General features: G+C 35.0%; 21 protein-coding genes. 10 read left to right on the top strand and 11 right to left on the bottom strand.

Annotated features, from left to right (window positions below; genetic code table 11):
* Positions 1 to 100 precede the first annotated feature (100 nt).
* The 3 genes from B8977_RS07130 (at position 101) to B8977_RS07140 (ending at position 4,017) form a co-directional block, all read left to right on the top strand.
* A complete protein-coding gene (locus B8977_RS07130; protein ID WP_084017009.1) occupies positions 101 to 1,303 on the top strand; it encodes a pyridoxal phosphate-dependent aminotransferase in 1,203 nt (400 codons plus the stop codon).
* Entirely contained in the window at positions 1,304 to 2,320 is a 1,017-nt protein-coding gene (gene murB, locus B8977_RS07135; RefSeq protein ID WP_084017010.1) for a UDP-N-acetylmuramate dehydrogenase, read from the top strand.
* A 107-nt stretch (positions 2,321 to 2,427) separates the two neighbouring features.
* Complete coding sequence (locus B8977_RS07140) at positions 2,428 to 4,017, top strand: class I SAM-dependent methyltransferase (RefSeq protein WP_084017011.1); 1,590 nt, start codon at positions 2,428 to 2,430, stop codon at positions 4,015 to 4,017.
* Positions 4,018 to 4,071: 54 nt separating this feature from the next.
* On the opposite strand, the gene B8977_RS07145 is transcribed toward B8977_RS07140, so the two are convergent.
* Both B8977_RS07145 and tsaD read right to left on the bottom strand, forming a co-directional pair.
* Entirely contained in the window at positions 4,072 to 4,773 is a 702-nt protein-coding gene (locus tag B8977_RS07145; RefSeq protein ID WP_084017012.1) for an RsmE family RNA methyltransferase, read from the bottom strand.
* Positions 4,773 to 5,792 carry a tRNA (adenosine(37)-N6)-threonylcarbamoyltransferase complex transferase subunit TsaD gene (tsaD, locus tag B8977_RS07150; RefSeq protein WP_084017013.1) on the bottom strand — a complete coding sequence of 340 codons (1,020 nt, stop codon included), beginning with the start codon at positions 5,790 to 5,792 and terminating at the stop codon, positions 4,773 to 4,775. The genes B8977_RS07145 and tsaD overlap by 1 nt, the downstream gene beginning before the upstream one ends.
* Before the next feature lie 61 nt (positions 5,793 to 5,853).
* Between tsaD and B8977_RS07155 the strand changes: the two genes are divergently transcribed.
* From B8977_RS07155 to B8977_RS07170, 4 genes are all read left to right on the top strand, one after another.
* On the top strand, positions 5,854 to 10,422 hold the full coding sequence (locus B8977_RS07155) for a translocation/assembly module TamB domain-containing protein (RefSeq protein WP_084017014.1): 4,569 nt from the start codon (positions 5,854 to 5,856) through the stop codon (positions 10,420 to 10,422).
* Positions 10,423 to 10,620: 198 nt separating this feature from the next.
* Positions 10,621 to 11,097: an Lrp/AsnC family transcriptional regulator gene (locus B8977_RS07160; protein WP_084017015.1), complete on the top strand. Its 477-nt coding sequence runs from the start codon at positions 10,621 to 10,623 to the stop codon at positions 11,095 to 11,097.
* 10 nt (positions 11,098 to 11,107) lie between these two features.
* On the top strand, positions 11,108 to 11,815 hold the full coding sequence (locus tag B8977_RS07165) for an NUDIX hydrolase (RefSeq protein WP_084017016.1): 708 nt from the start codon (positions 11,108 to 11,110) through the stop codon (positions 11,813 to 11,815).
* 16 nt (positions 11,816 to 11,831) lie between these two features.
* Positions 11,832 to 12,212: a hypothetical protein gene (locus tag B8977_RS07170; protein WP_084017017.1), complete on the top strand. Its 381-nt coding sequence runs from the start codon at positions 11,832 to 11,834 to the stop codon at positions 12,210 to 12,212.
* A 2-nt stretch (positions 12,213 to 12,214) separates the two neighbouring features.
* Here the strand turns inward: B8977_RS07170 and B8977_RS07175 are convergent, their stop codons facing one another.
* On the bottom strand, positions 12,215 to 13,615 hold the full coding sequence (locus tag B8977_RS07175; protein ID WP_159447468.1) for a hypothetical protein: 1,401 nt from the start codon (positions 13,613 to 13,615) through the stop codon (positions 12,215 to 12,217).
* 103 nt (positions 13,616 to 13,718) lie between these two features.
* Between B8977_RS07175 and B8977_RS07180 the strand changes: the two genes are divergently transcribed.
* Entirely contained in the window at positions 13,719 to 14,312 is a 594-nt protein-coding gene (locus B8977_RS07180; RefSeq protein WP_084017019.1) for a Tim44 domain-containing protein, read from the top strand.
* A gap of 69 nt (positions 14,313 to 14,381) precedes the next feature.
* Here B8977_RS07180 and B8977_RS07185 read toward each other — a convergent pair whose 3' ends face one another.
* Positions 14,382 to 15,854, bottom strand: a complete 1,473-nt coding sequence (locus tag B8977_RS07185) for a T9SS type A sorting domain-containing protein (protein WP_084017020.1) — start codon at positions 15,852 to 15,854, stop codon at positions 14,382 to 14,384.
* Positions 15,855 to 15,956: 102 nt separating this feature from the next.
* Here B8977_RS07185 and B8977_RS07190 point away from each other — a divergent pair, with 102 nt between their 5' ends.
* Entirely contained in the window at positions 15,957 to 16,364 is a 408-nt protein-coding gene (locus tag B8977_RS07190; protein WP_084017021.1) for an RrF2 family transcriptional regulator, read from the top strand.
* A 174-nt stretch (positions 16,365 to 16,538) separates the two neighbouring features.
* Here the strand turns inward: B8977_RS07190 and recN are convergent, their stop codons facing one another.
* The 7 genes from recN to dapA all read right to left on the bottom strand — a co-directional run bounded on the left by recN (position 16,539) and on the right by dapA (position 22,988).
* A complete protein-coding gene (recN, locus tag B8977_RS07195; protein WP_084017022.1) occupies positions 16,539 to 18,197 on the bottom strand; it encodes a DNA repair protein RecN in 1,659 nt (552 codons plus the stop codon).
* Positions 18,197 to 19,099: a type IX secretion system protein PorD gene (porD, locus tag B8977_RS07200; RefSeq protein ID WP_084017023.1), complete on the bottom strand. Its 903-nt coding sequence runs from the start codon at positions 19,097 to 19,099 to the stop codon at positions 18,197 to 18,199. The genes recN and porD overlap by 1 nt, the downstream gene beginning before the upstream one ends.
* A complete protein-coding gene (coaBC, locus tag B8977_RS07205) occupies positions 19,096 to 20,298 on the bottom strand; it encodes a bifunctional phosphopantothenoylcysteine decarboxylase/phosphopantothenate--cysteine ligase CoaBC (RefSeq protein WP_084017024.1) in 1,203 nt (400 codons plus the stop codon). Before coaBC ends, porD begins: the two co-directional genes overlap by 4 nt.
* Before the next feature lie 9 nt (positions 20,299 to 20,307).
* Positions 20,308 to 20,634 carry a DNA-directed RNA polymerase subunit omega gene (locus B8977_RS07210; protein ID WP_084017025.1) on the bottom strand — a complete coding sequence of 109 codons (327 nt, stop codon included), beginning with the start codon at positions 20,632 to 20,634 and terminating at the stop codon, positions 20,308 to 20,310.
* A gap of 28 nt (positions 20,635 to 20,662) precedes the next feature.
* Positions 20,663 to 21,523, bottom strand: coding sequence for an outer membrane protein assembly factor BamD (locus B8977_RS07215; protein WP_084017026.1), 861 nt, complete (start codon positions 21,521 to 21,523; stop codon positions 20,663 to 20,665).
* 73 nt (positions 21,524 to 21,596) lie between these two features.
* Positions 21,597 to 22,094 (bottom strand): ferritin, encoded by a 498-nt coding sequence (locus tag B8977_RS07220; protein ID WP_084017027.1) that lies wholly within the window; start codon positions 22,092 to 22,094, stop codon positions 21,597 to 21,599.
* An 18-nt stretch (positions 22,095 to 22,112) separates the two neighbouring features.
* Positions 22,113 to 22,988 (bottom strand): 4-hydroxy-tetrahydrodipicolinate synthase, encoded by an 876-nt coding sequence (gene dapA, locus B8977_RS07225; protein ID WP_084017028.1) that lies wholly within the window; start codon positions 22,986 to 22,988, stop codon positions 22,113 to 22,115.
* Positions 22,989 to 23,160: 172 nt separating this feature from the next.
* Here dapA and B8977_RS07230 point away from each other — a divergent pair, with 172 nt between their 5' ends.
* On the top strand, positions 23,161 to 23,904 hold the full coding sequence (locus B8977_RS07230; protein WP_143736376.1) for a 5'-nucleotidase C-terminal domain-containing protein: 744 nt from the start codon (positions 23,161 to 23,163) through the stop codon (positions 23,902 to 23,904).
* Positions 23,905 to 23,966: the final 62 nt, after the last annotated feature.

Here is a 23,966-nt window from a genome sequence, read left to right on the forward strand (position 1 = left end):
TTTTTAATGATTAATAGATTTTCTAAAATTATAAATAGTTAAAGACAAAAACAATACCAAAAATTTTATCTTTACACCAATTTAAAGAAAATTTTAACAAATGCCACAATTATCTTCAAAGGCGGATTTGATGCCCGCATCTCCTATCAGAAAACTTGTACCCTACGCTGACAAAGCAAAACAAAGAGGAACTAAAGTATATCATTTAAACATCGGACAGCCTGACATTGTTTCACCTGAGGCGGCGCTGGATGCTTATCGCAACCTGCCCTTTGATGTGATTGCTTATACGCATTCCGAAGGAACGCCTGAGTATCGAAAAGCTCTCTCGGATTATTACAAAGGAAGAGGTTATGACGTGGCGCCTAACAATATTATCGTTACCAATGGAGGGTCCGAAGCCTTGTTATTTACATTTGGAGTAATTGCCAATCCGGATGATGAAATCATTATCCCGGAACCCTATTATGCGAATTATAACAGTTTTGCTTGCCAGAGTGAAGTTAAAATTGTTCCTATAAAATCTTCTATCGAATCCAATTTTGCTTTGCCTCCAATTGAATCTTTTGAAGAAAAAATCACGGATAAAACGCGTGCGATTTTAATTTGTCATCCCGGAAATCCGACCGGATATTTATATTCACAAGAAGAATTAAATAAATTAAAAGATTTGGTTCTGAAGCATGATTTGTATTTGATTTCAGATGAAGTTTATGCGGAATATATATATGGTGAAGAAGAACATCATTCTGTTTTAGGTTTTGATGAATTGAAAAACAATGTGATCGTAATTGATTCTGAATCCAAGCGTTTCAGCATGTGTGGTGCTCGTTTGGGTGCAATGATTTCTCGAAATGAAGAAATGATGTCCAAAGCAATGAAATTTGCGCAAGCACGTCTAAGCCCGGTTTTGACAAGCCAATATGCTGCAACCAAAGCGCATGAAAATGTTGGTAGCTATTTCGAAGATTCAAGAGCTGAATACGTAAGCCGTAGAGATATTTTGATTTCAGAATTAAATAAAATTCCCGGTGTAGTTTGTCCAAACCCTAAGGGTGCATTCTATTGTATGGTAGAATTGCCGGTTGATGATGCTGAAAAATTTGCCATTTGGTTGTTGAATGATTTTGATTTAAATGGTGAAACAATTATGGTCGCTCCCGGAAACGGGTTTTACAGCAATCCTGAATCAGGAAAAAAACAAGTTCGCATCGCTTATGTTTTGAAAAAAGAAGATTTGATTCGTTCGGTTGAAATTTTGAAAGTGGCATTGGAGCAGTATTATGCGAAAACTTTGATTTAAGTGGAAGTAATTCAAAATAAATCCCTAAAACCCTATAACACATTTGGTTTAGACGTTTCTGCCAAATATTTTGTAGAAGCAGATTCAAAAGAAAAAATCATTTCTGCATTGAATTTTGCGAAGGAAAATAACCAGCCGGTTATGTTGCTCAATGGTGGAAGCAATATGCTTTTGACACATGATTTCGAGGGATTGGTTTTGAAATTAAATCTGAAAGGAATTGAAATCATTTCAGAAAATGAAGATTTCGTAAAAGTAAAAGTCAATTCCGCGGAAAACTGGCATGAGTTTGTGCAATGGACACTGCAAAATGATTTCGGCGGATTGGAAAATTTATCCCTCATTCCCGGAAATTGTGGAACGGCTCCGATTCAAAATATCGGTGCTTATGGTGTTGAGATAAAAGATGTGATGTCTGAACTTTCAGCACTTCATATTGCGACAAGGGAAATCAAAATTTTCGCCAACGAAGAATGTAAATTCGGCTACCGCGAATCTGTTTTTAAAAATGAATTCAAAGGACAATTTATTTTGTTAGATGTAACATTTAAATTGACTAAAAAAAATCACATTCTCCATACCTCTTACGGTGCGATTCAATCGGAATTAAATGATTTAAACATCTCAAATCCAACGATTCAAGATGTGAGTAAGGCTGTTGTTAATATCCGTCAAAGCAAATTACCTGATCCGAAAGAGATTGGAAATTCTGGTAGTTTTTTCAAAAATCCGGTCATTTCAAAATCGAAATTTGAAGAACTACAAAAGCAATTTCCTGATATTTCAGGGTATGTTACGGGTGATGAAGTAAAAGTTGCTGCCGGCTGGTTGATAGAAAATGCTGGTTGGAAGGGAAAACGCTTCGGTGATGCGGGCGTTCATGAAAAACAAGCTTTGGTTTTGGTCAATTATGGAAACGCAACAGGGCAGGAAATTTATGATTTGTCTCAACAAATTTTAGATGATATCTGGACAAAGTTTGGTATTCAACTAGAAAGAGAAGTTAATATTCTTTGATTACATTTGTTGTAAATCAAGTGCTTAAATCATTTGGATTTTATTTAACATAAAACTCTACTGAATTGGTAGAGTAAAACTCTAATTTTGCTGCCTTAAATTTTTATATGGACAAAAAGCTTTTAAGATCTTCCATTTTCAGACATCTCGATGGAATCGTTACTGCGACAGTGATTGCTGCTTTATCACAGAAAAATATTTTACAATTTATATTAGATAAAAAAGAATTAAAACTTTCCGAAATCGCTCAGGAATTTCCAGCAAATGAAGGTTATCTGAACGTTGCTTTGCGAATTTTAGCTTCGCAGAATTATTTGAATTATCATATCGACAATCAGAATGATTTAATTCAGATTTCGATAAATGAAAATTCAGAAAAAGCATTTTCTTTCCAAAATATTTATGTTGACTTATCTCAATTTTTATCAGATGAAGACTTGATTAAATCAAGAGAAATCACTGAAGAATTGTGCCGTAAATGGATTCAATTATTTGATAAATATAAATCATTATTGGTTGAAAAATCTGATGAAAATTCATTGGAATTTCAACTCAAAAAACACATCGAAGGCGTACTCATAGGGCCAATCATAGTAAAACTTGGAATGAGTGGAATGTTCCATAAATACTTTATGGAAGCGTCTTTCAGCGCAGGAGAATTCCATAGAAATCCTGAATGTTTTGAAACAATTTTAGATTATTTGTCTGAATTAGGTTGGTTTACCAAACGAAATAAAAATTTCCAGTTTACCGAAACCGGATTGTTTTTCGCCAGACGAGCTCCGGCTTACGGTGTTACTGTTTCTTATTTACCGATGTTTTCAAAACTTCAAAATTTACTTTTTGGAAAAGCAAATGAAATTCGGGAAATCGAAATTGGTGATGATGAAATCCACGTGGACAGAGAGATGAACGTTTGGGGAAGCGGTGGTGCGCATTCTACATACTTCAAAGTTTTGGATGAATTTATCATCGAAATTTTTAACCGTCCGATCCATGAGCAACCCAAAGGAATTCTCGATATGGGTTGTGGAAACGGTGCGCTTTTGCAACATTTGTATGAAGTGATTGAACGCCAAACTTTGCGTGGAAAACAATTAGAAGAACATCCCTTATTTTTGGTGGGTGCAGATTTCAATCAGGCGGCGCTGAAAGTAACGCGTGCAAATTTGATTAAAAATGACATTTGGGCAAAAGTGATTTGGGGCGACATAGGAAATCCACAAAAATTATCCGAAGATTTAAAATGTGATTACAATATTGAATTGGGAGAATTGTTGAATATCAGAACCTTCTTAGATCATAACCGAATCTGGGAAGATGTAGCGGAGTTGAATTCTGAACGTATAAGCACTTCAACAGGTGCGTTTAGTTTCAGAGGAAAAAGACTTTCAAACCAAGAAGTTGAAGAAAATCTTTTGCTTCATTTGAAAAAATGGACACCTTATGTTGAAAGATTCGGATTGTTATTGATTGAATTACATACTTTGCCACCTGCGATTACTTCAAAAAATTTAGGAAAAACTGCGGCAACTGCTTATGATGCTACACATGGATTTTCAGATCAATACATTGTTGAGGTCGATGTTTTTCACAAGATTTGTATGGAATCCGGATTAAATCCTGACAGAAATTTATTCAAGAAATTTCCTGATTCTGAATTGGCGACTGTAAGTATTAATTTGTTGAAGAAATAAAATTTCAAACTTTGTCATTCCGAATGAAATAAAAAGGAATGAGGAATCTTTAATTTAATTATTCATCCAATTCAACCCAAAAACGCTATTCAAAGCAGCAGTTTCGGTGCGAAGTCTTTGATTTCCAAGAGAAATTCCAATAAATCCATTTTGCTCGGCAAGTTGGATTTCTTCTTTTGAGAAATCTCCTTCGGGACCGATTAGAATCAAATAATCTGTTACAGGTTTAATGATTTTCTTAAATTCTTTTCTTTCAAAATTAGAGTCACAATGCGCAATCATTTTATTTTCAGGATGATTGAATTTAAGAAAATCAGAAAATTTAATCAAATCATTGATTTTTGGAACGGAAGCTTTTAGCGATTGTTTCACTGCCGAATGAACGATTTTCTGACAGCGTTCAAGATTGATGTTTTTTCTTTCCGAATGAAATGTTTTCAGAAATGTAATTTCATCAATTCCAATTTCCACAGATTTTTCCATGAAGAATTCAATACGTTCCATGTTTTTGGTAGGAGCGATGGCAACATGAATTTGATAAGGTCTCTGTTCAAAATTTTCCTGAATTTCAGATAATTCAACTTCAATTGATTTTGAATTGATTTGGGAAACTTTTCCTTTGGCTAATTTCCCCAATCCATCTGTGACATAAATTTCCTGACCGATTTTTCCGCGCAAAACTTTAGAGAAATGCTGGCTTTCTTCCGAGTTTAATTCTGCAAAATTTCCATTAATATTTCCGATGTATAACCGCATTATAAAGTATATTTTGAAACAGATTTAGAAGTAGAATCGGCGAAAATACTTCGTTCAAATTTCAATTGTCCGACCATCGCAATCATCGCCGCATTGTCTGTCGTGTATTCAAATTTTGGAACAAATGTTTTATAATTTCCGGATTTTGCCAATTCATTCAATCGATTTCTGATTTCAGAATTTGCCGAAACGCCACCTGCAATTGCGATTTGATTGATTCCGCTTTTTTCAGAAGCCGCAATTATTTTTTCCATCAAAATATCGACAATCGTTTTTTGAATCGAAGCGCATAAATCGTTTAAATTTTCTTCTATAAAATCCGGATTTTCTTTCACTTCTTTTTGGATGAAATACAAAATCGCAGTTTTCAATCCACTGAAACTGAAATTAAATCCATCCACTTTAGGTTTTGAAAATTTGAATTTGTCAGGATTTCCTTCTTTTGCCAATTTATCGATGATTGGTCCCGAAGGATAATCCAATCCCAAAACTTTTCCGGCTTTGTCAAAAGCTTCCCCCGCAGCATCATCAATCGTTTCACCTAAAAGTTCCATTTCGAAATAATCATTGATTTTAACGATTTGTGTATGCCCGCCGCTTACAGTCAAACATAAAAATGGAAAATCTGGTGAATTCTCATTGGCATCATCAATAAAATGCGCCAAAATATGCGCTTGCATGTGGTTGATTTCAATCAAAGGAACATCCAAAGATGCACTCAAAGATTTCGCAAAGCTGCTTCCAACCAATAAAGAACCCATCAATCCGGGACCACGCGTATAAGCCACCGCAGAGATTTTGTCTTTGGAAATTCCGGCTTGTTTGATGGCTTCATTTACGACCGGGACGATGTTTTGCTGGTGGGCACGTGAAGCCAGTTCAGGCACGACTCCGCCGTAACTTTGGTGTACTTTTTGATTGGCAATCACGTTGGATAAAATTTTATTGTTCTGAATCACAGCCGAAGCCGTATCATCACAAGAAGATTCAATTCCAAGTATTATTGGGAAATCAGTCATTTTAACGCTTACAATTAATTAATTACGCTTAATTTTGTTGCAAATATCGGAATTTTAGAGTTTGAAAGTAGTAAGAAGAATAGGAAGGGTAATTTTAATTTCAGTAATCGTCGTGCTTACGCTTTTGCTGACGGTTATGATTTCCCTGCAAATTCCTGCTGTTCAGACCAAAATTGCAACTTATGCCGTAACTGAACTCAATAAAACTTTCGGCACTAAAATAAATGTTGACCGCGTAAATATCGATTTTTTCGGAGATGTGAACCTATACGGAGTCTCCACGCATGACAACCACGATTTGGAATTCGTGAAAATCGACAGAGTTGAAGCTCGACTTAGTTTATGGGGATTGATTAGAAATCCCAATAATATTACCATTAAAAAATTGACTCTTTATAAGCCTGAAGTGCAGGTGATCACTTATAAAGAGGAAACGATAAGTAATTTCATTGATTTAGTTAATAAATTTTCAAAACAGGAAAAAACAGAAGAATCAGATTTTCTTTTGCGTGGTGATGTGGAAATTATCAATGGAAAAGTATTAATCCAAAATCAAAATCTGGAAAATCCGAATTGGATTGATGCGCAGAATTTCAACGCTTTGATTGAAAAGTTTAAATTGGAAAACAATGAAATCTGGGCAAATCTGAAACAGATGAATTTCAATGCTGAAAGAAATGATGAAAATTATATAATTGAGAATTTTTCAGGCGATTTTCACTATTCAGACAAAGAAATTAGATTTGACAAATTAAATTTAAAAACCGAAGATTCCTATCTTGACGGGCATTTGGTTTTCTCCTATAATTCAACCGAAGAATTAAAAGATTTTGTAAACAAAGTACAATGGGATGTTGAGTTCAAAGATGATTCGAAAGTAAATTTTAAAGATATTCGTTATTTTGTAAAGAATTTCGACAAGAATAGTACGGTCGAAGTTTTGGGAAAAGTTTCCGGAACTTTGAATGATTTGCATCTGAATGAATTTCAATTGAAAGGCGACGGCGCTTTTATTGCGGCCAATGATTTGTATCTGACCGATATGACCCACGGCGATAAAATTGTCATTTCCACTAAAAATGTAAAGCTAAAAACTTCCTATTCAGAATTAAATCAATTGCTTCCGACATTTATTTCGAGCCGAATTCCTGATTTTATGAATCGTTTCGGGACGATGGATTATTTGGGAGATTTTAATTTAAATCCAAATCAAATTAACATCAACGGAGATGCGATTACGGCTTTAGGAAATGCTGATTTGAATGTTGCGTTGACCAATTACAAAAGGAATCTTACATATAAAGGAACGGTCATCGCTGACAATATAAACCTGAAACAAATCACGGAAGTAAAAGAACTTGGATTTGTGAAAGGTCGAATGGAATTTGATGGTGTCGGCACCGATATCAAAACATTGAAATTGCGTGCCAACGGAAATCTTGCTTACCTCGATTTGATGGACAAAAGATACCAGCAAGTTTCAGTAAACGGAAAGTTGGAAAGACAGATTTTTTCCGGATTGCTTTCCATTCGTGACCCGCATTTGAATTTAAATTATGACGGAACTTTTGATTTTTCGGGTAAAACCATGAAATTGGATTTCCAGTCAAATGTCAATCATATCAATCTCGATTATCTAGGTTTGACCAAAAATTTAGAAGCAAAAGTTAAAGCAGAGATTGGAGGAAATTTTACATTTAGTAATATTGATGATTTCTTAGGTAATTTAGATATAAAAAATCTTCATTTTACTTCAAAAACCGATACGGTTGATATTCCTGAAGCGCATTTGGTTTCTTCAAGAACAGATGGAAATCAAAATCTGGAATTGGATATTCCAGGGTTTTTGAAAGGAGAAATTCATGGTAATTACAGATTGAGCCAGCTTCCTGATGCGATCATGAATGCGGTTGGAACTACAACTTTGCTTACTTATGAGGCCAAACCGATTGAAGCCAATCAGAGTTTTGGATTTTATTTCGAAGTCGATCAGGATTTATTTTCTTTGATTGATCCGCGAATTCAGATTGCTCCTGGGACAATTGTGGATGGTCAAGTCGATACAAATACCAATTCATTAATTGCGGAATTGAGTTCTACCGAAATTGGTTTTGACGGGTTTAATCTTTATAATCCCTTGATTAATATTGACACTTCCAAAAATACAGAACCCATTTACCTTCGTTCGGATAGTATTGCTGCGAAAGGTTTTATGATTTACAATATGGATTTGTACACGACTCCGATTCAGGATTCCATGTTAGTGAAAACGAAATTTCAGATTGGAAAAGAATTTCCGGTAAATGTAGATTTAAATCTGTTCCATACGTTAGATGAAGAAGAAAATCTGGTTTTTGGTTTTTCGCCTTCAACTATAAATGTGGATGAAACAGATTGGCATTTGAACCCAAATAATGACAGAAATTCCAATCGTGTTACAGTAAATTTCAAGAAGAATTATTACAAACTTCAAAATGTTTTGTTAGAATCAGAGGGGCAGAAATTATTGTTGGACGGTTATTATGCAAGTGCGACTGATTACCAGTTGAATGCAGATTTGGAAGAATTGGTTTTGTCTAAATTATTACCAAAAGGATTACTTGGAAATTTATCTATAGATGGGATTGCCAACGGAAATATTGACATCATCAGAAGTAAAGACGAATTCAAACCTTTGATGGAGCTGAAGGTTGCATCACTTGAATTAAACAAATATGCTTTGGGTGATTTGGGAATTAATGGAGTTTATAACGTTGCGCAAAATGTATTTGATTTAGAGCTCTTTTTAGAACAACAGCAAGTTCAGGTTTTATATGTGAATGGATATATTGATAATAAGCCGGCTACGCCTGAAATCAATTTGGCGGCAAGTTTAGATGATCTGAATTTCAAATTTGTAGAATCATTTTTATCGGCGGCTATGAGTAATGTAAGAGGAATGATTTCCGGAGAAATGAAATTTACAGGACCAATCGATTCTCCAGATTTTGAGGGAATGCTCGACATGAAAGACTTAGGATTTACAGTTGATTATCTCAATGTTGATTATGCTTTTGACGGTGTAAATACACTTCCTGTTTATAAACAAAGTGGAGGGCAAGGTTTCATCAATTTGGATGAAATGTCATTCAGAGATACAAAATTCAATACAAAAGGAGAAGTTACGGGGCAATTACTTTTTAGAGATTTTGCCACCTGGTTTCTCAACTTGTCATTCAATACAAATAATTTACTTGTGATGAATACCACCGAAAAACATAATGAATTGTTTTATGGAAGAGTATTCGGGCAGGGAGCATTTGAACTTTTCGGTCCGCCTGAGAGATTAGATATTTCTGCAAAAGCAATCATCAATGAAAATTCAGAATTTACAATCAATACCGGAGCTACTAAAGTAGAATCAGAAAGCTCGTTGGTAAGATTTATTCCGGAAGGATTAGACAAAATAGAAGATGACGGAACACCACGTGGAATGGATATTGACATAGAAGTTTCAGCCAGTCCTTCAGCAACCATCAACCTGATTTTTGATCCGGTGACAGGTGATATGGTTACAGCAAATGGCTATACAAAGGATTTGAGATTTAGACTTTCCCGTACCGGAAATATGACCATTGACGGAACCTATACTTTAGAATCAGGAAAATATGAACTCCGCCAAATCCCTCTTCTCAATCGAGACTTCAACATAAAATCAGGAAGTTATGTGAGATGGAACAATGGGAATGCGTTTGAGGCAGATATGAATATTGTTGCGAACTATGAAAGAACAGTTTCAAATGTTTATGAATATGCAGGTGTAGGGCAGAGTCAAACTTATGATGTTGCTTTGGGGATTGTAATCAGTGAGTCTTTGAAAGAACCGGAAATGGATTTCACATTGACGATTCCAAAAGGAGGCAGTGATATACAATCAGCGGTGGATTATAAATTTAATTTAGATCCCGACGAAAAAATGATTCAATTTGGCTCCATATTGTTATTTGGTCAATTCAATACCAATTCCGAATCCGTTCTGACCGCAGGTGCTACCTCTGCAGGAGCAGGTATAGCTTTGAAGCAACTGGGCGGTATTTTGACTTCTTTATTATCGAGTGGGGGAGTAAGTGTTGGATTAGATTACGTTTCAGGGTCACAGCTAAGTAATACATCTGACCGTGTGAAAACAAATTTAACGATCAATTTATCACCTCGCTGGACTTTCAATGGAGCCGTTGGAATCCCCGTTGGGACTACTTATCAAGGAGATAATGCCACAGGAGAAGCAGAAATTCAGTGGGATGTTTCCAAGAAGATGGATAAAAGTATTGTTGTAAACTTCTTTACGCGACCAACCAATTTTGGAGTTCAAGGAGCCGGAAATACAAATAATTTCCAAAGTTTCGGAGGTGGAATTATCTATAAAACTACTTTTGACAGATTTTCTGAGATTTTTAAAAAACAAGAAAATACTCCATCTCCGGTTGTAACTCCAAAATTCGGAGATGAACCACCTTCATTATTTGACCAGCCTTTCCCAAATGACTCCATCACACCGGAAAACGGAGAGGAAAAAGATTCTGTAGAAAAAAAGAAAGTTTCTAAAGTTGAGGAAAAACAGAAAGGAAATTCTCTGGTTCGTTTTAAATAAAAAAAGTTTATTGTCCAAAGACAATAAACTCACGCAAAACAAACAAAAGTGATGAATTTTTTGTGATTCAAAACTTGTTGCTAATTTAATGTTTTGTCAAAATATTTAAAAAAAATATATTGATTTAATGAATTTATTTATAAATTTGATAAAATTTAAGTTCATAAATTATTAATTTAATAAAATGTAGGTTCTGATATGAAGCCAAATTATGATATCGATGATGTAGATAAAACGATTTTGATGTATTTGATTGAAAATACACGCATGCCTTTTACTGAAATTGCCAAAAAAATGGAAGTTTCTGCGGGAACCATACATGTTCGTGTAAAAAAGTTGGAAGATGCAGGCATCATTAAAGGGACAACTCTGATTACGGATTATGATAAAATGGGTTATCAATTTGTTGCTTATGTAGGTCTATTATTGACTAAGACCAATAAAATACAAGGTGTAGTTGAAGAATTATACAAAATTCCAAATGTAACCGTAGCGCACATCGTTTCGGGTAAATATAATATTTTCTGTAAAATCAGAGCGCGCGATACCAATCATGCGAAGGAAGTTATTTTTAAAATTGATGAGATAGATGATGTTCTGCGGACTGAGTCCATGATTTCTCTTGAAGAAAGCTTCAATGACAAAAATCGATTGATGAGATCAATTTTTAAATAATGAATTTCAAATGAAAACAGAAAACAATCCGCTAGGAGAATATTTTAATTTTGCAGTAGCGTCCAGTTTGGTTTTATTTGGTTTTGATGGTGAAGAACTTTCAATTTTACTGACCAAAAAAACGCATGAACCATTTTTAGGAGCTTATATTTTACCAGGGAAATATATTCGCCCGACTGAGGGAAATGACGCTGCGATTCATCAATTGTTAATTGAAAAGATTGGAGTTGATCCAAATTCTATTTATCTGGAACAGTTGAAAGCGTTTAGTAAAGTTTTCCGAAATCCAATGGGACGCGTCATCAATGTTGCTTATTATGCGTTGGTTAAATTGACTCCTGAAGTGAAAGCGCATTCTGAGAAATTTGGAGGAGTTTGGATTCCCTACAACAAGATTCCCGATCTTGCATTTGATCACAATGATATCATCGTTTATGCAAAAGAACGTTTGAAAAGAAGAGTAAAACGACGCCCGGTTGGATTTAATCTTTTGCCGAAAGAATTTACGATTTCTCAGTTGCAGTTAATTTATGAAAAGGCTCTGAATCGTGAATTGGACAAAAGAAATTTCCGCAAAAAAATATTTAATTCCAATCTGATAATTGAATCAGGAAATTATACAGACCCAAATTTGTATCGAAAAATTTCAAAGCTTTATATGTTTGATGAAGAGAAATATGAAAAAATGACTTTGAAGGGTTATGATTTCTTGTTTTAACTATTAATTTTGCAACATGATAAAAAGATCAATTTGGTTTAATGGTTTGATTGCTCTGATGGTGGTGCTTATCAGCGGAATTTTATTTCGTGGTTACAGATTGTGGAGTACAAATGATTTCCTTTTCAAAGAACACTTCCAACTTGAAGATTTGCAAATGCCGGAATGGTATCCTTTGGCAACATTAGGCTTGGGTCTAGTGGCATTGATAGGAATCATTTTGGTATATTTTTATCGAAAAATAGGGGTTTATCTAACCATTGCATCACTATTTATATCGATAGCGATGCAACCTGAATTTATGCCTGACGGCACACTTTATTCCATGTTTACATTATTTGTGTTTATCGGATATGGCTTATCTGTTGTAATCCCTCACTGGAAAGAATTCAAATAAATTTATCTTACAAATTCTACTATTAAATTTGTTCCTCCCGCCAAAACAGAGGTATTGTTGTCTGTCATATTGGACATAATTCTGATCAACTGATACTGGCTAGTGATGCTCACAAGTTTAGTTGCTGTAACGGTTACACTTTCACCATTTGATACAGTAGCAAAAGTTCTGGTGCCTGCAATTTCTGACCCTCCTAAAGTCAGGTAAAATTCAGGGCTGATTGCCGAGCCTGAATTTTTTCTTACAGAAACTGTATAGGTAATTTTATAAATTCCGGTTTTAGTTTGTGTTTGGATGTAGTTGGAATCTACATTTAAATTATGAACTTCTCCGGGAGTCCCAAAAGTTATTCCGTTGCTGGAACTTAGGTTTTCATTTGATGATTTGTGTGCTTGAGCATATGCAACATTGTTTGCGTCATCAGGAGATTTCCATGTAGCAACGCCATTTGCATTCGAAGTCAAAACATATCCGTTTGCTTGCGAACCATCAGCTATTTTTACTTTTCCGGCAACATGAAGCCTTTCGTCTGGGGAATTGGTACCAATTCCCACTTTGTTATTGTTATTAGAACTATTTCCCAAAACAATTGCATTTGCCTGAGAAGTCGTCGCCTGATAACCAATTGCAGCAGAATTTTGTCCTGAAGAATTGGCACTAACTCCCAAGGAAATTGAGTTTTCACCGGAAGCTGTAGATTCATTTCCAACTGCCATAGTGGAATTGTTGGAACTTTTAGAATTGTATCCTAAAGCAGTTGATTGATAGCCGCTTGCATTAGAATTATACCCTAAGCCCATCGCAGAATTATGAGAACTTATCGCTCCATATCCCACTGCTGTAGATTGGTAACCGCTAGCTGTAGAATTGTAACCGATGGCAGTGGCTTGATTAGAAGCAGATGAATTTGCATTAGTTCCTATAGCAACTGATTGATTTTCATTGGCGTTGGCACCATTCCCCAAACTAATTCCTCCATTAGGGACAAACTTCCCAATTTGAGTATTATTTACTTTTAAAACTAAATTCTGATAATTATTGGTTCCTAAATAATCAGACGAACTTATTGTATTTCCTCCCAATGACCAGTCAACTCCGGAGCCGCTTCCGGTGCTTCCTGTAGAGAGTCTGTTCCATTGCCCACTATGCCAATAGTAAAATCCGGGCGTTAAACCATTCAAAGATGATGTGTTAAAAACAAGAAGGCTGTTTTCAGCACTCGTAATTGTGCTTGTATCTGAACTGTTTTGTAAAGATACATTAGGGATTAATAATCCTTTATTAGTTGAATTTAGGTGTAAAATGGAGGAAGGGTGAGGGCTTTGAATCCCAATTCCGACCTGAGCGAATGTGTGATTTAGGTTGCACATAATCACTAACAAGAATACAAATAGCTTTCTCATTTTCATTATAGATTTAAGTTAGGTAACCAAAATGGTCAGTCTAGTTAGTAAGTTAGATTACAAATATACCTCATGTTTTTTATGTTGGAATTTTTTTTTGATTATGGCATTGAAATTGTTAAATTCGTATTTAAACAAAAATCCAATTATTATGAAAAAATCTAATTTAATTTTAGGCTTAATTACAATCGGGGCTTCATTTATTATGTTTTCCTGTGGCCCTAAAGAAAATCCACCAGCGACTGATCCGAATGCAATTCCCCAAGATACGATTTCTGTTGCAGAGAATGCTAAAATGACTGAGGCACGTAAAAGATTGCAAGAGGCCGAAGAAAATCTTCAAAAAGCTAAGGAAAGCGGGGACAAAACAGCAGAAAAAGCAGCACAGAAAGTGAAAGACGATGCCCAAACCGCTTGGGATGCTATCAAAAATACAGCAAACAATGCGGCAAATGCAGTTGAAGATGGCGCACATGAAGCTGTTGATGGGATGAAAAATGCAGCAAATGATGTTGGAGAAGCTTCAAAAGAAGCATATAAAGAGACCAAAGAAGGTGTTAAAGAGACTGCTCAAGATGTAAAAGAGGGCACTAAGAAAGTAGCCGATGATGTAAAGGATGGTTCCAAAAAACTGGCGAATGACGTGAAAGATGGTTCTAAAAAACTGGCTGATGATGTAAAAAATATTGGAAAGTAAATTACAATTCATTCCAAAAAGAAAGTCCTGACTAAAAATCAGGACTTTTTTATTTATTTCAATTTGAAATTATTCTACAACTAATTTCTTTGTAGTTTTTGATTTTTGATTGTCAAATTCAACCAAATAAATTCCTTTAGGTAAAGAAATATTGATTTGATTTTGTCCATTTAAATTATTTTTAGAAAGAACTTTTTTACCGCTCAAATCATAAACTGTTACATTTCCTTTTTCTTGAGATTCAATAAAGAATGAATTTCTAGCAGGATTAGGATAGATTTTGAAACTGTTTTTGTTTAAATCATTTATCGACATCAAGACGCCGCATTCAAAAGGATCAAAGAAAACTTCTCCTAAAGTATCATCGTCATTTTTATGTGAAATCACATTTTCTACATCTTCAATCGTAGATTCCTGACCTTCAATCCAGCAATTGTGTAAAGCTTTTACAGTATTTGGAGTATTGTTGAACAAAGCATAAACTTCTCCTTCATTGCCATTTTCACTGAAAACATTTCCTCCAGGATTGAAATCTTCATCATCATCGCTGCCGAAATTAGCCTGAGCAGTTCCCTGCATGGTCACACCCCATAGGTTTCTTCTGATCTGGTTATTCTTCACATAAATTAAATTAGTACTGAACAAATTAATGCCGCTTCCGCCATTCATCGGGATTCCTTCAGAATTATTATCTTCTATAACATTATCAGCAATAACTCCTGTTGAATTTCCCATAGAGGTGATTCCATAACGATTGTTTTTTACGATATTTCCTTTGATTACAATTTTATTCAGAACATTTACTAAACTCGAAGCAGAAATACCACCCACCATCGTCAAATCTCTGTCACCGATAACCGTATTGTTGATGATTCTGATAGAATCTGCATCGCCACTCGGCCCCATGTTGATTTGTGGACGATTGTTGTTTGAAGTATTATTTCCTTCAAAATAATTTCCTTCAATCAAAGCTGAAACGGATGTGTTTGCGCCTGAACTTAATGCGGGATGTACATTGAATTTAAATATTGAATTTTTAATTACAGGGCTTCCTTTTGAAAAGGAAATAGCTCCTCCTGATGAAGAACCATCTGATTTTATGTTGTGAGTCATTTCGCAATTATACATCTCAAACTTTGCAGTTACAACTCTGATTCCTCCTCCATGTGTAATCAATGTATTTCTGAAAAAACCTTCTGATTCATCATAAAACCAAAATCCTTCATACGGGGTTTCATTATCAATTGCCGTAATGGTAATTTGTTCATCTCCAGCATCGCTGATGAATTTTCCTTTCACTTCAATTTCTACTTCAGAACCGATTTTCAAAGTCAGATTTTCATTTAATAATAAAGCATCATTGGTTTCTATTATCAAATTTTCATGCAGCTTGTATTCATTTCCAGAAACTGTGACCGTTTCCGGAGAAGCAGCTGCAATATCATCTAAAGTCCATTCTACACCAGTGTTTGGTGTTGAGTACTGTGCGAAGGTAAAAGAGGCTAATCCTGTAAAAATAAATGGTAAAAATTTTGCTTTCATTTTCTAATCTTCATTAATTGGCTTGCAAGTTAGAATAATTTGACGAAATTTGTTATTCTAAAACCAATTGATACCTTTTTTAAAGTAATTTTTTGAAAAATTATGCTTTCTAAAAAAACAAAGTACGGATTAAAGGCAATGGCTTATCTGGCAAGGAATACAGAACGTTTTCCTATTCTTATTTCTGAGATTTCACAGGAAGAATCCATTCCTCAGAAATTTTTAGAAGGAATTTTATTGGACTTGAAAAAGAATGGTTTGCTTGCTTCCAAAAAAGGGAAGGGTGGAGGTTATTTTTTGATGAGACCAGCGGAAAATATTACCGTTGCATCGATTATTCGCGTTTTAGACGGTCCGATTGCATTACTTCCTTGCGTGAGTTTAAATTATTACCAGAAATGTGATGACTGTAAAGATGAGATGACTTGCACGCTCAATCGCGTTATGGTAAAGGTAAGAGACAAAACGCTCAAAGTTTTGGAAAGCCAGTCTTTAGAAGATTTAAAATAAATTAAAAAATTTTAAACAAATACTATAGTAAATTGATAGACTTTGTTTACATTTGTATAAATATTTTGAATTAATGTAGGTTTTTAAAACCTCTTAAAATATAAAGTCTTATTTTTTAAGATTTTTTGTGTGTTAGTTATTTATGCCTCATGGTCTCTCTACTATGAGGTTTTTTTATGCATTTTGGAGAAGTTCACGCGCTTGCTGCAAAGCACTTTCAGAAATGCTTGCCCCACTGATTAATTCAGCAATTTCCAAGATTCTTTCTTCTTTATTTAATTCTTTTACAGAAGTTTGTGTAAGATTATATTCAGTTTTTTTCAAAACTTTGAGGTGAAATTGTCCTTTTGCAGCCACTTGTGGTAAATGCGTGATGCTTATCAATTGCATTTCCTGCGACATTTCCTGCATCAATTTTCCGACTTCGTCAGCTACTTTTCCGGAAACTCCGGTATCAACTTCATCCAAAATCAAAGTTGGTAAATCCAAATGTGAAGAAAGTAGTTTCTTGATTGCCAGCATCAAACGTGAACGTTCACCACCGGAAACAGATTTTCCAATAGGTTTCAATTCAGAACCTTTGTTGGCCGTAAACAGCATATCGATTTTGTCTATACCATTTGGAGTAAATTCGTCTGAAGTTTTTAATTCAATATTGATAGACGAATTTTCCATACCTAATTTGGAAAGTGTTTCTAAAATGGAATTTTCAACTTTTGAAACAACTGATTTTCTTTTGGAAGAAATTTTTTCAGAAAAGGATTTCAACTGATTTTCAATAGTATTGATTTCCTGTTTGATTTTTTCAATCTGAATTTCAATTGAGTTAAAATCTGAATTTTCCGATTCTAATTTTGATAAAATTTCAAGCAATTCTTCTGTAGAATTGACGCGGTGTTTCACCATCAGCGAATGTAGCAAATTGATCCTGTCATTGACTTCATCAAGCCTTTCAGGATTTAGTTCCAACTTGCTGATTTTGGATTGGATTTCATTTTCAAGATCCTGAATTTCAATTTTTACAGAATTAAATCTTTCTGAAAGTGAGTCCAAATCTGAAGTATAATTAGAAATACGCTGCGTACCGGAAAGAACTTCATTTAATTGAACGATAATTCCAAATTCAGGAGTTTCCAATTTAGTTTGAATTTCACCTAAAACTCTTTGAATCTCATCAGCATGCTGTAATTCTTTCTGTTCTTTTTCCAATTCTTCCAATTCTTCTTTTTTCAAATTGGATTCGCTCAATTCATTCAATAAAAAATTCTGATAATCAGCTTCCTGAGATTTTGATTGGAGTTTTTCTTCCAATTTTTTCAGTTCACTTCTTTTGCTATTTCTGAGCAGATAATTTTTTTTGTATTCATTTACCGATGAAATTTGATTTGCATAAGCATCTAAAATCTGCATCTGGTAATTTTCATCTAACAAATTAGCAGTACTAAATTGCGAATGAATGTCAATCAATTGCTCACTCAATTCTTGCAAAACATCCAGCGTAACAGGCGTATCATTGATAAAAGCTCTGGATTTTCCGCTGGGTAAAAGTTCTCTTCTTAGGATGGATTCTGACTCGTGATCCAATTCATTTTCCTCAAAAAAGGAACTTAGATTTAATTTAGAAATATCGAAAGTAGCTTCGATGATGCACTTTTTTTCAGCATTATTGAGTTGCTTCAAATCGGCGCGCTCACCCAAAACGAGTTTTAATGCGCCCAATAGAATTGATTTTCCAGCTCCGGTTTCACCTGTAATTATAGTCAATCCGTCGCCAAATTGCAATTGCAATTCGTCGATGATGGCAAAATTTGAAACCGATAAACGGGTCAGCATTATTTTTTCAGATTATTCCAAAGTTGGCTGTTAGTAGGCGATAGCGCAGTCAAAACTTCTTTCACTCCTGCGATGTCAACGGAAGACATCATGCCGCCACTGAATATTTTAGAAATTTCATCTTTTTTTGCCATGAAAAAAATATCCAACGGATAAAAAAGTGCGTAATTTCCTTTTTGGTAAAAACTCAAGGTCAGTAAAGCGTTTCCTATCGTATTTTTAGCTTTTGTTTCGTTGTCACTCATTCCGTCCAAACCGACTCTGTGGTATTGGTAATATAAATTTCTCAAAGTGGAATTGTCAGATTTCATCACATTATTGATGAGCGTCGCACGAGATTTGTTCCCATCGATTTCACCCCATCCTGTATAGCGAGAACCGTTTGCATTGGTTGTGATCTGGCGCGCAATGTTGAAATAGGGCGTTCCACCTTCTTTTTGAAAAGTGTCGGAATCCATTCCCAAAGCGAAGTAAACATAGTATGCTATAACGTCAGTCAGGTTTTTGCCGCTGAATTTTCTTGGATTAAAAATTAATTCTTCAAATTCTGTGTATTCAAAGTCGAAATTCGCATCCACGAAATTCAAAACGGGCGTATAATAAGTAGAATTGTAAACCGGTCTTCTGGATTGAACTTGTAAGCGTGCCTGATAAGTGCTTCCGCTCCTTCCGGTAACAATTACCAAAAAGTTAGCTTCAATTTTTTCATGAATTTTATAACGCCCTTCAGTCCATTTAGTTGTGTTGATGAAGTCACGAAGTGATTTTTCCAAAGTCTGAAAAACCTGGTTATTTGATCCTTGTACTTGCTGGTAATCAACGGTTACTGTCGCCATGAATTCCTGAGCAGAAGCTACGGCTGTAACCATCAAACATACTATCAGCAACTTAATCTTGTTCATATTTTATAATTTTCAACGATAAAGTTAAGAATATCTTGTGCAACTTCCGTTTTATTTTTTGCTTTATAAATCACGGGTTCACCATTTCGAGAAATGATGGTAATTTTATTTGTGTCTTTCTGGAAGCCGGCTTCTTCATCTTGCAATGAATTCAAAACGATGAAATCCAGATTTTTCTTTTCTAATTTTCCTTTGGCAAATTCCATTTCATTATTGGTTTCCAAAGCAAACCCTACCAAAATCTGATGTGTTTTCTTTTCACCCAAGCCTTTTAAAATATCAGGATTTTTGGTCAAATGAATGATCAGCTCACTCTCAGACTTTTTAATTTTTTCAGTTGCAGGATTGATGACTTTGTAATCAGCAACTGCAGCAGACATAATAACGATATCCGAATTTTCAAAATGGCTTTCCATTTCAGATTTCATTTCTTCGGCAGAAACGACATCAATTCTTTGAATGTTATATCCGTCAGATTTTTCTTTGGAAGGTCCGCAAACTAAAGTTACATCTGCTCCGTTTTTGGCAGCATTTTTTGCAATTTCAATTCCCATTTTACCTGAAGAAAAATTTCCGATAAAACGAACCGGATCAATTTTTTCATAAGTTGGACCTGCAGAAACCAAAACTTTTTTACCAAAAAGCGGTAAATTTTTCTGAATATGATTTTCCAGAAATGAAACGATATTTTCAGGTTCAGCCATTCGACCTTCTCCTGATAAACCACTTGCCAATTCGCCACTTTCCGCCGGAATAATTATGTTACCATAACTTTCCAACTTCGCTAAATTTTCTTTCGTGCTTGGATGTTGATACATATCCAAATCCATTGCCGGAGCGAGGTAAACAGGACATTTAGCAGAAAGATAAGTTGCCAAAACCAAATTGTCAACTGCTCCGTCTGTCATTTTTGACATTGTATTTGCAGTTGCCGGAGCGATGATCATGTAATCTGCCCAAAGTCCTAAATCGACGTGGTTGTTCCAGCTTCCGTCTTCATCAGAAAATTTCCATTCAACAGGATTTTTTGACAAAGTCGCAAGAGTAAGCGGTGTCACAAATTCCAAAGCTTCCGGAGTCAAAATCACCTTGACTTCAGCACCTTGTTTGATAAGCAAACGAACCAGAAAAGCGGATTTATAAGCCGCAATCCCTGCGGTAACAGCTAATAGAATCTTTTTCCGGTAGAGGATTGACATCGTTTTGTTTTATTTCGTATCGTCTTCCGGTACGCGGTAGTAAATGTCTCCGCTCATCCATTCTTTGATAGAAATAGAAGCAGGTTTTGGAAGTCTTTCGTAAAATTTAGAAACTTCAATTTGTTCGCGGTTTTCGAAGATTTCTTCCAAAGAATCAGTGTGAGAAGCAAATTCATCCAATTTTTGGATCAATTCAGTTTTCATTTCCTGGTTGATTTGTTCGGCACGTTTCCCCATTATCACAATGGATTGGTAGATGTTGCCTGTTTTTTCTTCAATAACTCCTCTGTTGAAAGTTTCGGTAGAAGTAGGAGCGTCTATGTCTTTGAAGTTCATATTTGATATATTTAATTCGAATTAAATTTTATTTCGCGGGTGTATTGTTGGCTACTGCTTTTTTGTGTTCTTCAATTTTAACAGCAGTTTCTCTGTGTTTTACCAATGCTTCTTCTGTTTTTTTCAAAAGTTTATCAGCTTCATCTTTGTATTTCGTTTCAGGAAAAGCTTTTAGCAATAATTTATGTTGTGTAATTGTATTTTGAAATCTCAATTCTTCTGTTTCAAAACGGCTGTAATTCAATGCCAGTTCATATTTAGAACGCAAGGAATACATCATCGCTTCTTCGCGGAATTTCGTATCAGGATATTCATCTAACATATTGTCAAAAGCAATTGCCGCTGCTTTGAATTTCATTGTTTTATGGTAAATTTTTGCAATTTCAAATGCTTTCTTTTCCAATTTTTGTCTTAGCTCATCGATGTATCCATTTGCCTGAGCAACATTAGGAGATTCTGGAAACATATTGATAAATGACTGTAATTCAGACATTGCACTGTAAGTGCTTGTCTGGTCTAAATTGTATTTCGGGGAATCTGTGTAATAAGAATAAGCAGATTTGTATGCTGCATCTTCAGCTCTCGGATCAGCCGGATTGGTTACATAAAAATTCTTGAACTGGTGTGCTGCCAATCTGTAATTTTTATCTTGAAAATTTGCTTCGGCACTGTTATATAAAATGTTTGCTGCTTCATCCGTTCCTGAAAAAGATGAAGCTACTTTTGAATACAATTCAATCGCAAAGGCATATTTCCCTTCTGCAAAGAATTCATTTGCAGTTTGTAAGATTAAATCCTTATCTGTACTTTTCATCGCTCTCTCATAACGTCTGTTACAAGAAACAACCACCATCATCACTACTATGAGTACGCCTAACTTTTTAAACATTTTGCAAAGGTATAAAATAATTGCCACAAACATAATATAAATGCTTGTGGCAAGATGTTAATGAAACGCAAAATTATTTTGCAGGGTTAAATGTGGAGATGTCTCTGTCAAACAAGTACATACCACCTTTGTCGTCACCGATTAATTTTAATTTGTCTAAAATAATTCTGGCCAAGCGTTCTTCTTCTATTTGTTCAGAAACGTACCACTGCAAAAAGTTATGTGTTGTATAATCTTTTTCAGATAAGGTTAAATCCACAATCTCGTTTATCATTTCAGAAACTTTTACTTCGTGATCCAATAACATTGTGAAGATTTCATTTAAATTTTGGAAATCTTGTTTGGGCATATGAAGTGAGGGTATGATTGCTTTTCCACCGCGTTCGTTGATGAATCGTATTAATTTCAGCATGTGCATTCTTTCTTCGTCTGAATGTGCAAATAAAAATTCTGAAATTCCTTCCAATCCGCGTGAATCTGCCCAAGAAGCCATTGCGAGATAAAGTTGTGATGCTCCTGCCTCTGCTTCTACCTGATTATTCAGGGCGTCTATTATATTTTGTTTAATCATGATTTTATATGTTTTGAATTATATTTTTTCTAATAATGTTTTGATTTTGTTTGATAAATCATCACTTGCATGAACCAAAGGAAGCCTTGTGTAAGGCTTGCAAATTCCTTTATGAGTTAACAATGATTTAATTCCCGCAGGATTTCCTTCAACGTAAATCGCACGGGTAATTTCCATCAATTTATAATGCAATTTGTATGCCTCATCGACTTTTCTGTCCAATCCTAAACGAATCATTTCTGTGTATTGTTCAGGCAAACCTTGTGCAATTACAGAAATTACACCTTTTCCGCCAGCCAAAGTCATCGGTAACCCAAATTCATCATCTCCTGAAATCACTTCAAAACCGTCTGGTTTGTCTTTTAAAATTTCAGTGCTTTGTAAGAAATTAGGGGAAGCTTCTTTGATAGCAATTATATTTTTGAGATCATTTGCCAAACGTAAGGTGGTTGCAGTTTCCATATTGGATCCAGTTCTTCCCGGTACGTTATACAAAATAATGTCTGCATCTGTATTTTCTGCTAATATTTTATAGTGCTGATAAATTCCTTCTTGGTTGGGTTTGTTGTAAGCCGGAGAAGCCGATAGAACTGCTGTGAAATCTGATAAATCGGTATCTTTGAACTCCTGCTTTATTTCTTCAGTATTATTTCCGCCGATTCCTAAGATCAATGGCAATTTTCCTGCATTTGCAGATTTTATAGTGGAAACGATTTGCTTCTTTTCATCTTTGGTCAAAGTTGGTGTTTCGGCAGTTGTGCCCAAACAAACCAAATATTCAACTCCGCCTTTGGTAGAATAATCAACCAATTTTTCCAGTGCAGGATAATCGATACTTCTGTCTTGGTTAAATGGTGTAATCAATGCAATTCCGGTTCCTCTTAATTTATTCATGATGCAAAATTATGTTGTTATGATGTAATTATTAAATGATTCGCGTGATTTAGGTTTAAACTAAGTCTTGATAAAATTTAGCATCAAATTAGTAGCCAAACAGCAAAAGTTTTCTCAAATTTGTGATTTCAATCGGATTTTAAATTCTATCGAATCAAAATTAATCATTTCAATGCGCTTCACGAAATATATTTCACCCGTTTTGTTGCTGATATTTTTCAGTTCATGTTCAAAGAAGTTTTATCAAGTTAATAAGTCGGAGCCTTATCCCAATACTTTTATCAATGAGAATCTGTGGCCGGATTCGGCAGTGGTTCAAATCATTCAGCCTTATAAAGAAAAACTTGATGGAGAAATGAACCGCGTGATTTCTTACACACCGATTGATTTGCCAAAAAGTGGTTTCAACAGTCCGCTGGCTAATCTGAATTGTGATATGATTTGGGAAGAAACCAATTTAATTTATGAGCAATTGCACAATGAAAAAGTGGATATGTGTCTGCTCAACAGCGGCGGAATCAGAAGGACTTTTACAAAAGGGGATCTGACAGTAAGAAATGTATATGAATTGATGCCGTTTGAGAATCAGGCTTTGGTGGTAACTTTGAGCGGAGAAAAGGTCTTGGAAATGGTAAAGTATTTGTCAAATGCTGAAGTGGGACATCCGGTTTCGGGGATTAAATTCATTCCAAATGATACTTTGTCAATTGAAATCAACGGAGAGAAATTTGATAAAAACAAAACTTATACTGTTGTAACCAATGATTATTTGCAAAAAGGAGGAGACCAGATGGATTTCCTTGCTAAACCTGTAAAGATCGAAATACTCGATGCTAAACTCCGGGACCTGATGATGCAGTATTTTGAGAAACATGATACTATAAAAGTTAATCTTGATCAGAGAATTCTTAAATAAGAAAAGAGAATATAGACAATAGAGAATAGAATTCAGCAATTATTATCATTACGCATAACACA

The sequence above is a fragment of the Moheibacter sediminis genome (assembly GCF_900176425.1).
In the GTDB taxonomy this organism is placed as follows: Bacteria; Bacteroidota; Bacteroidia; order Flavobacteriales; family Weeksellaceae; genus Moheibacter; species Moheibacter sediminis.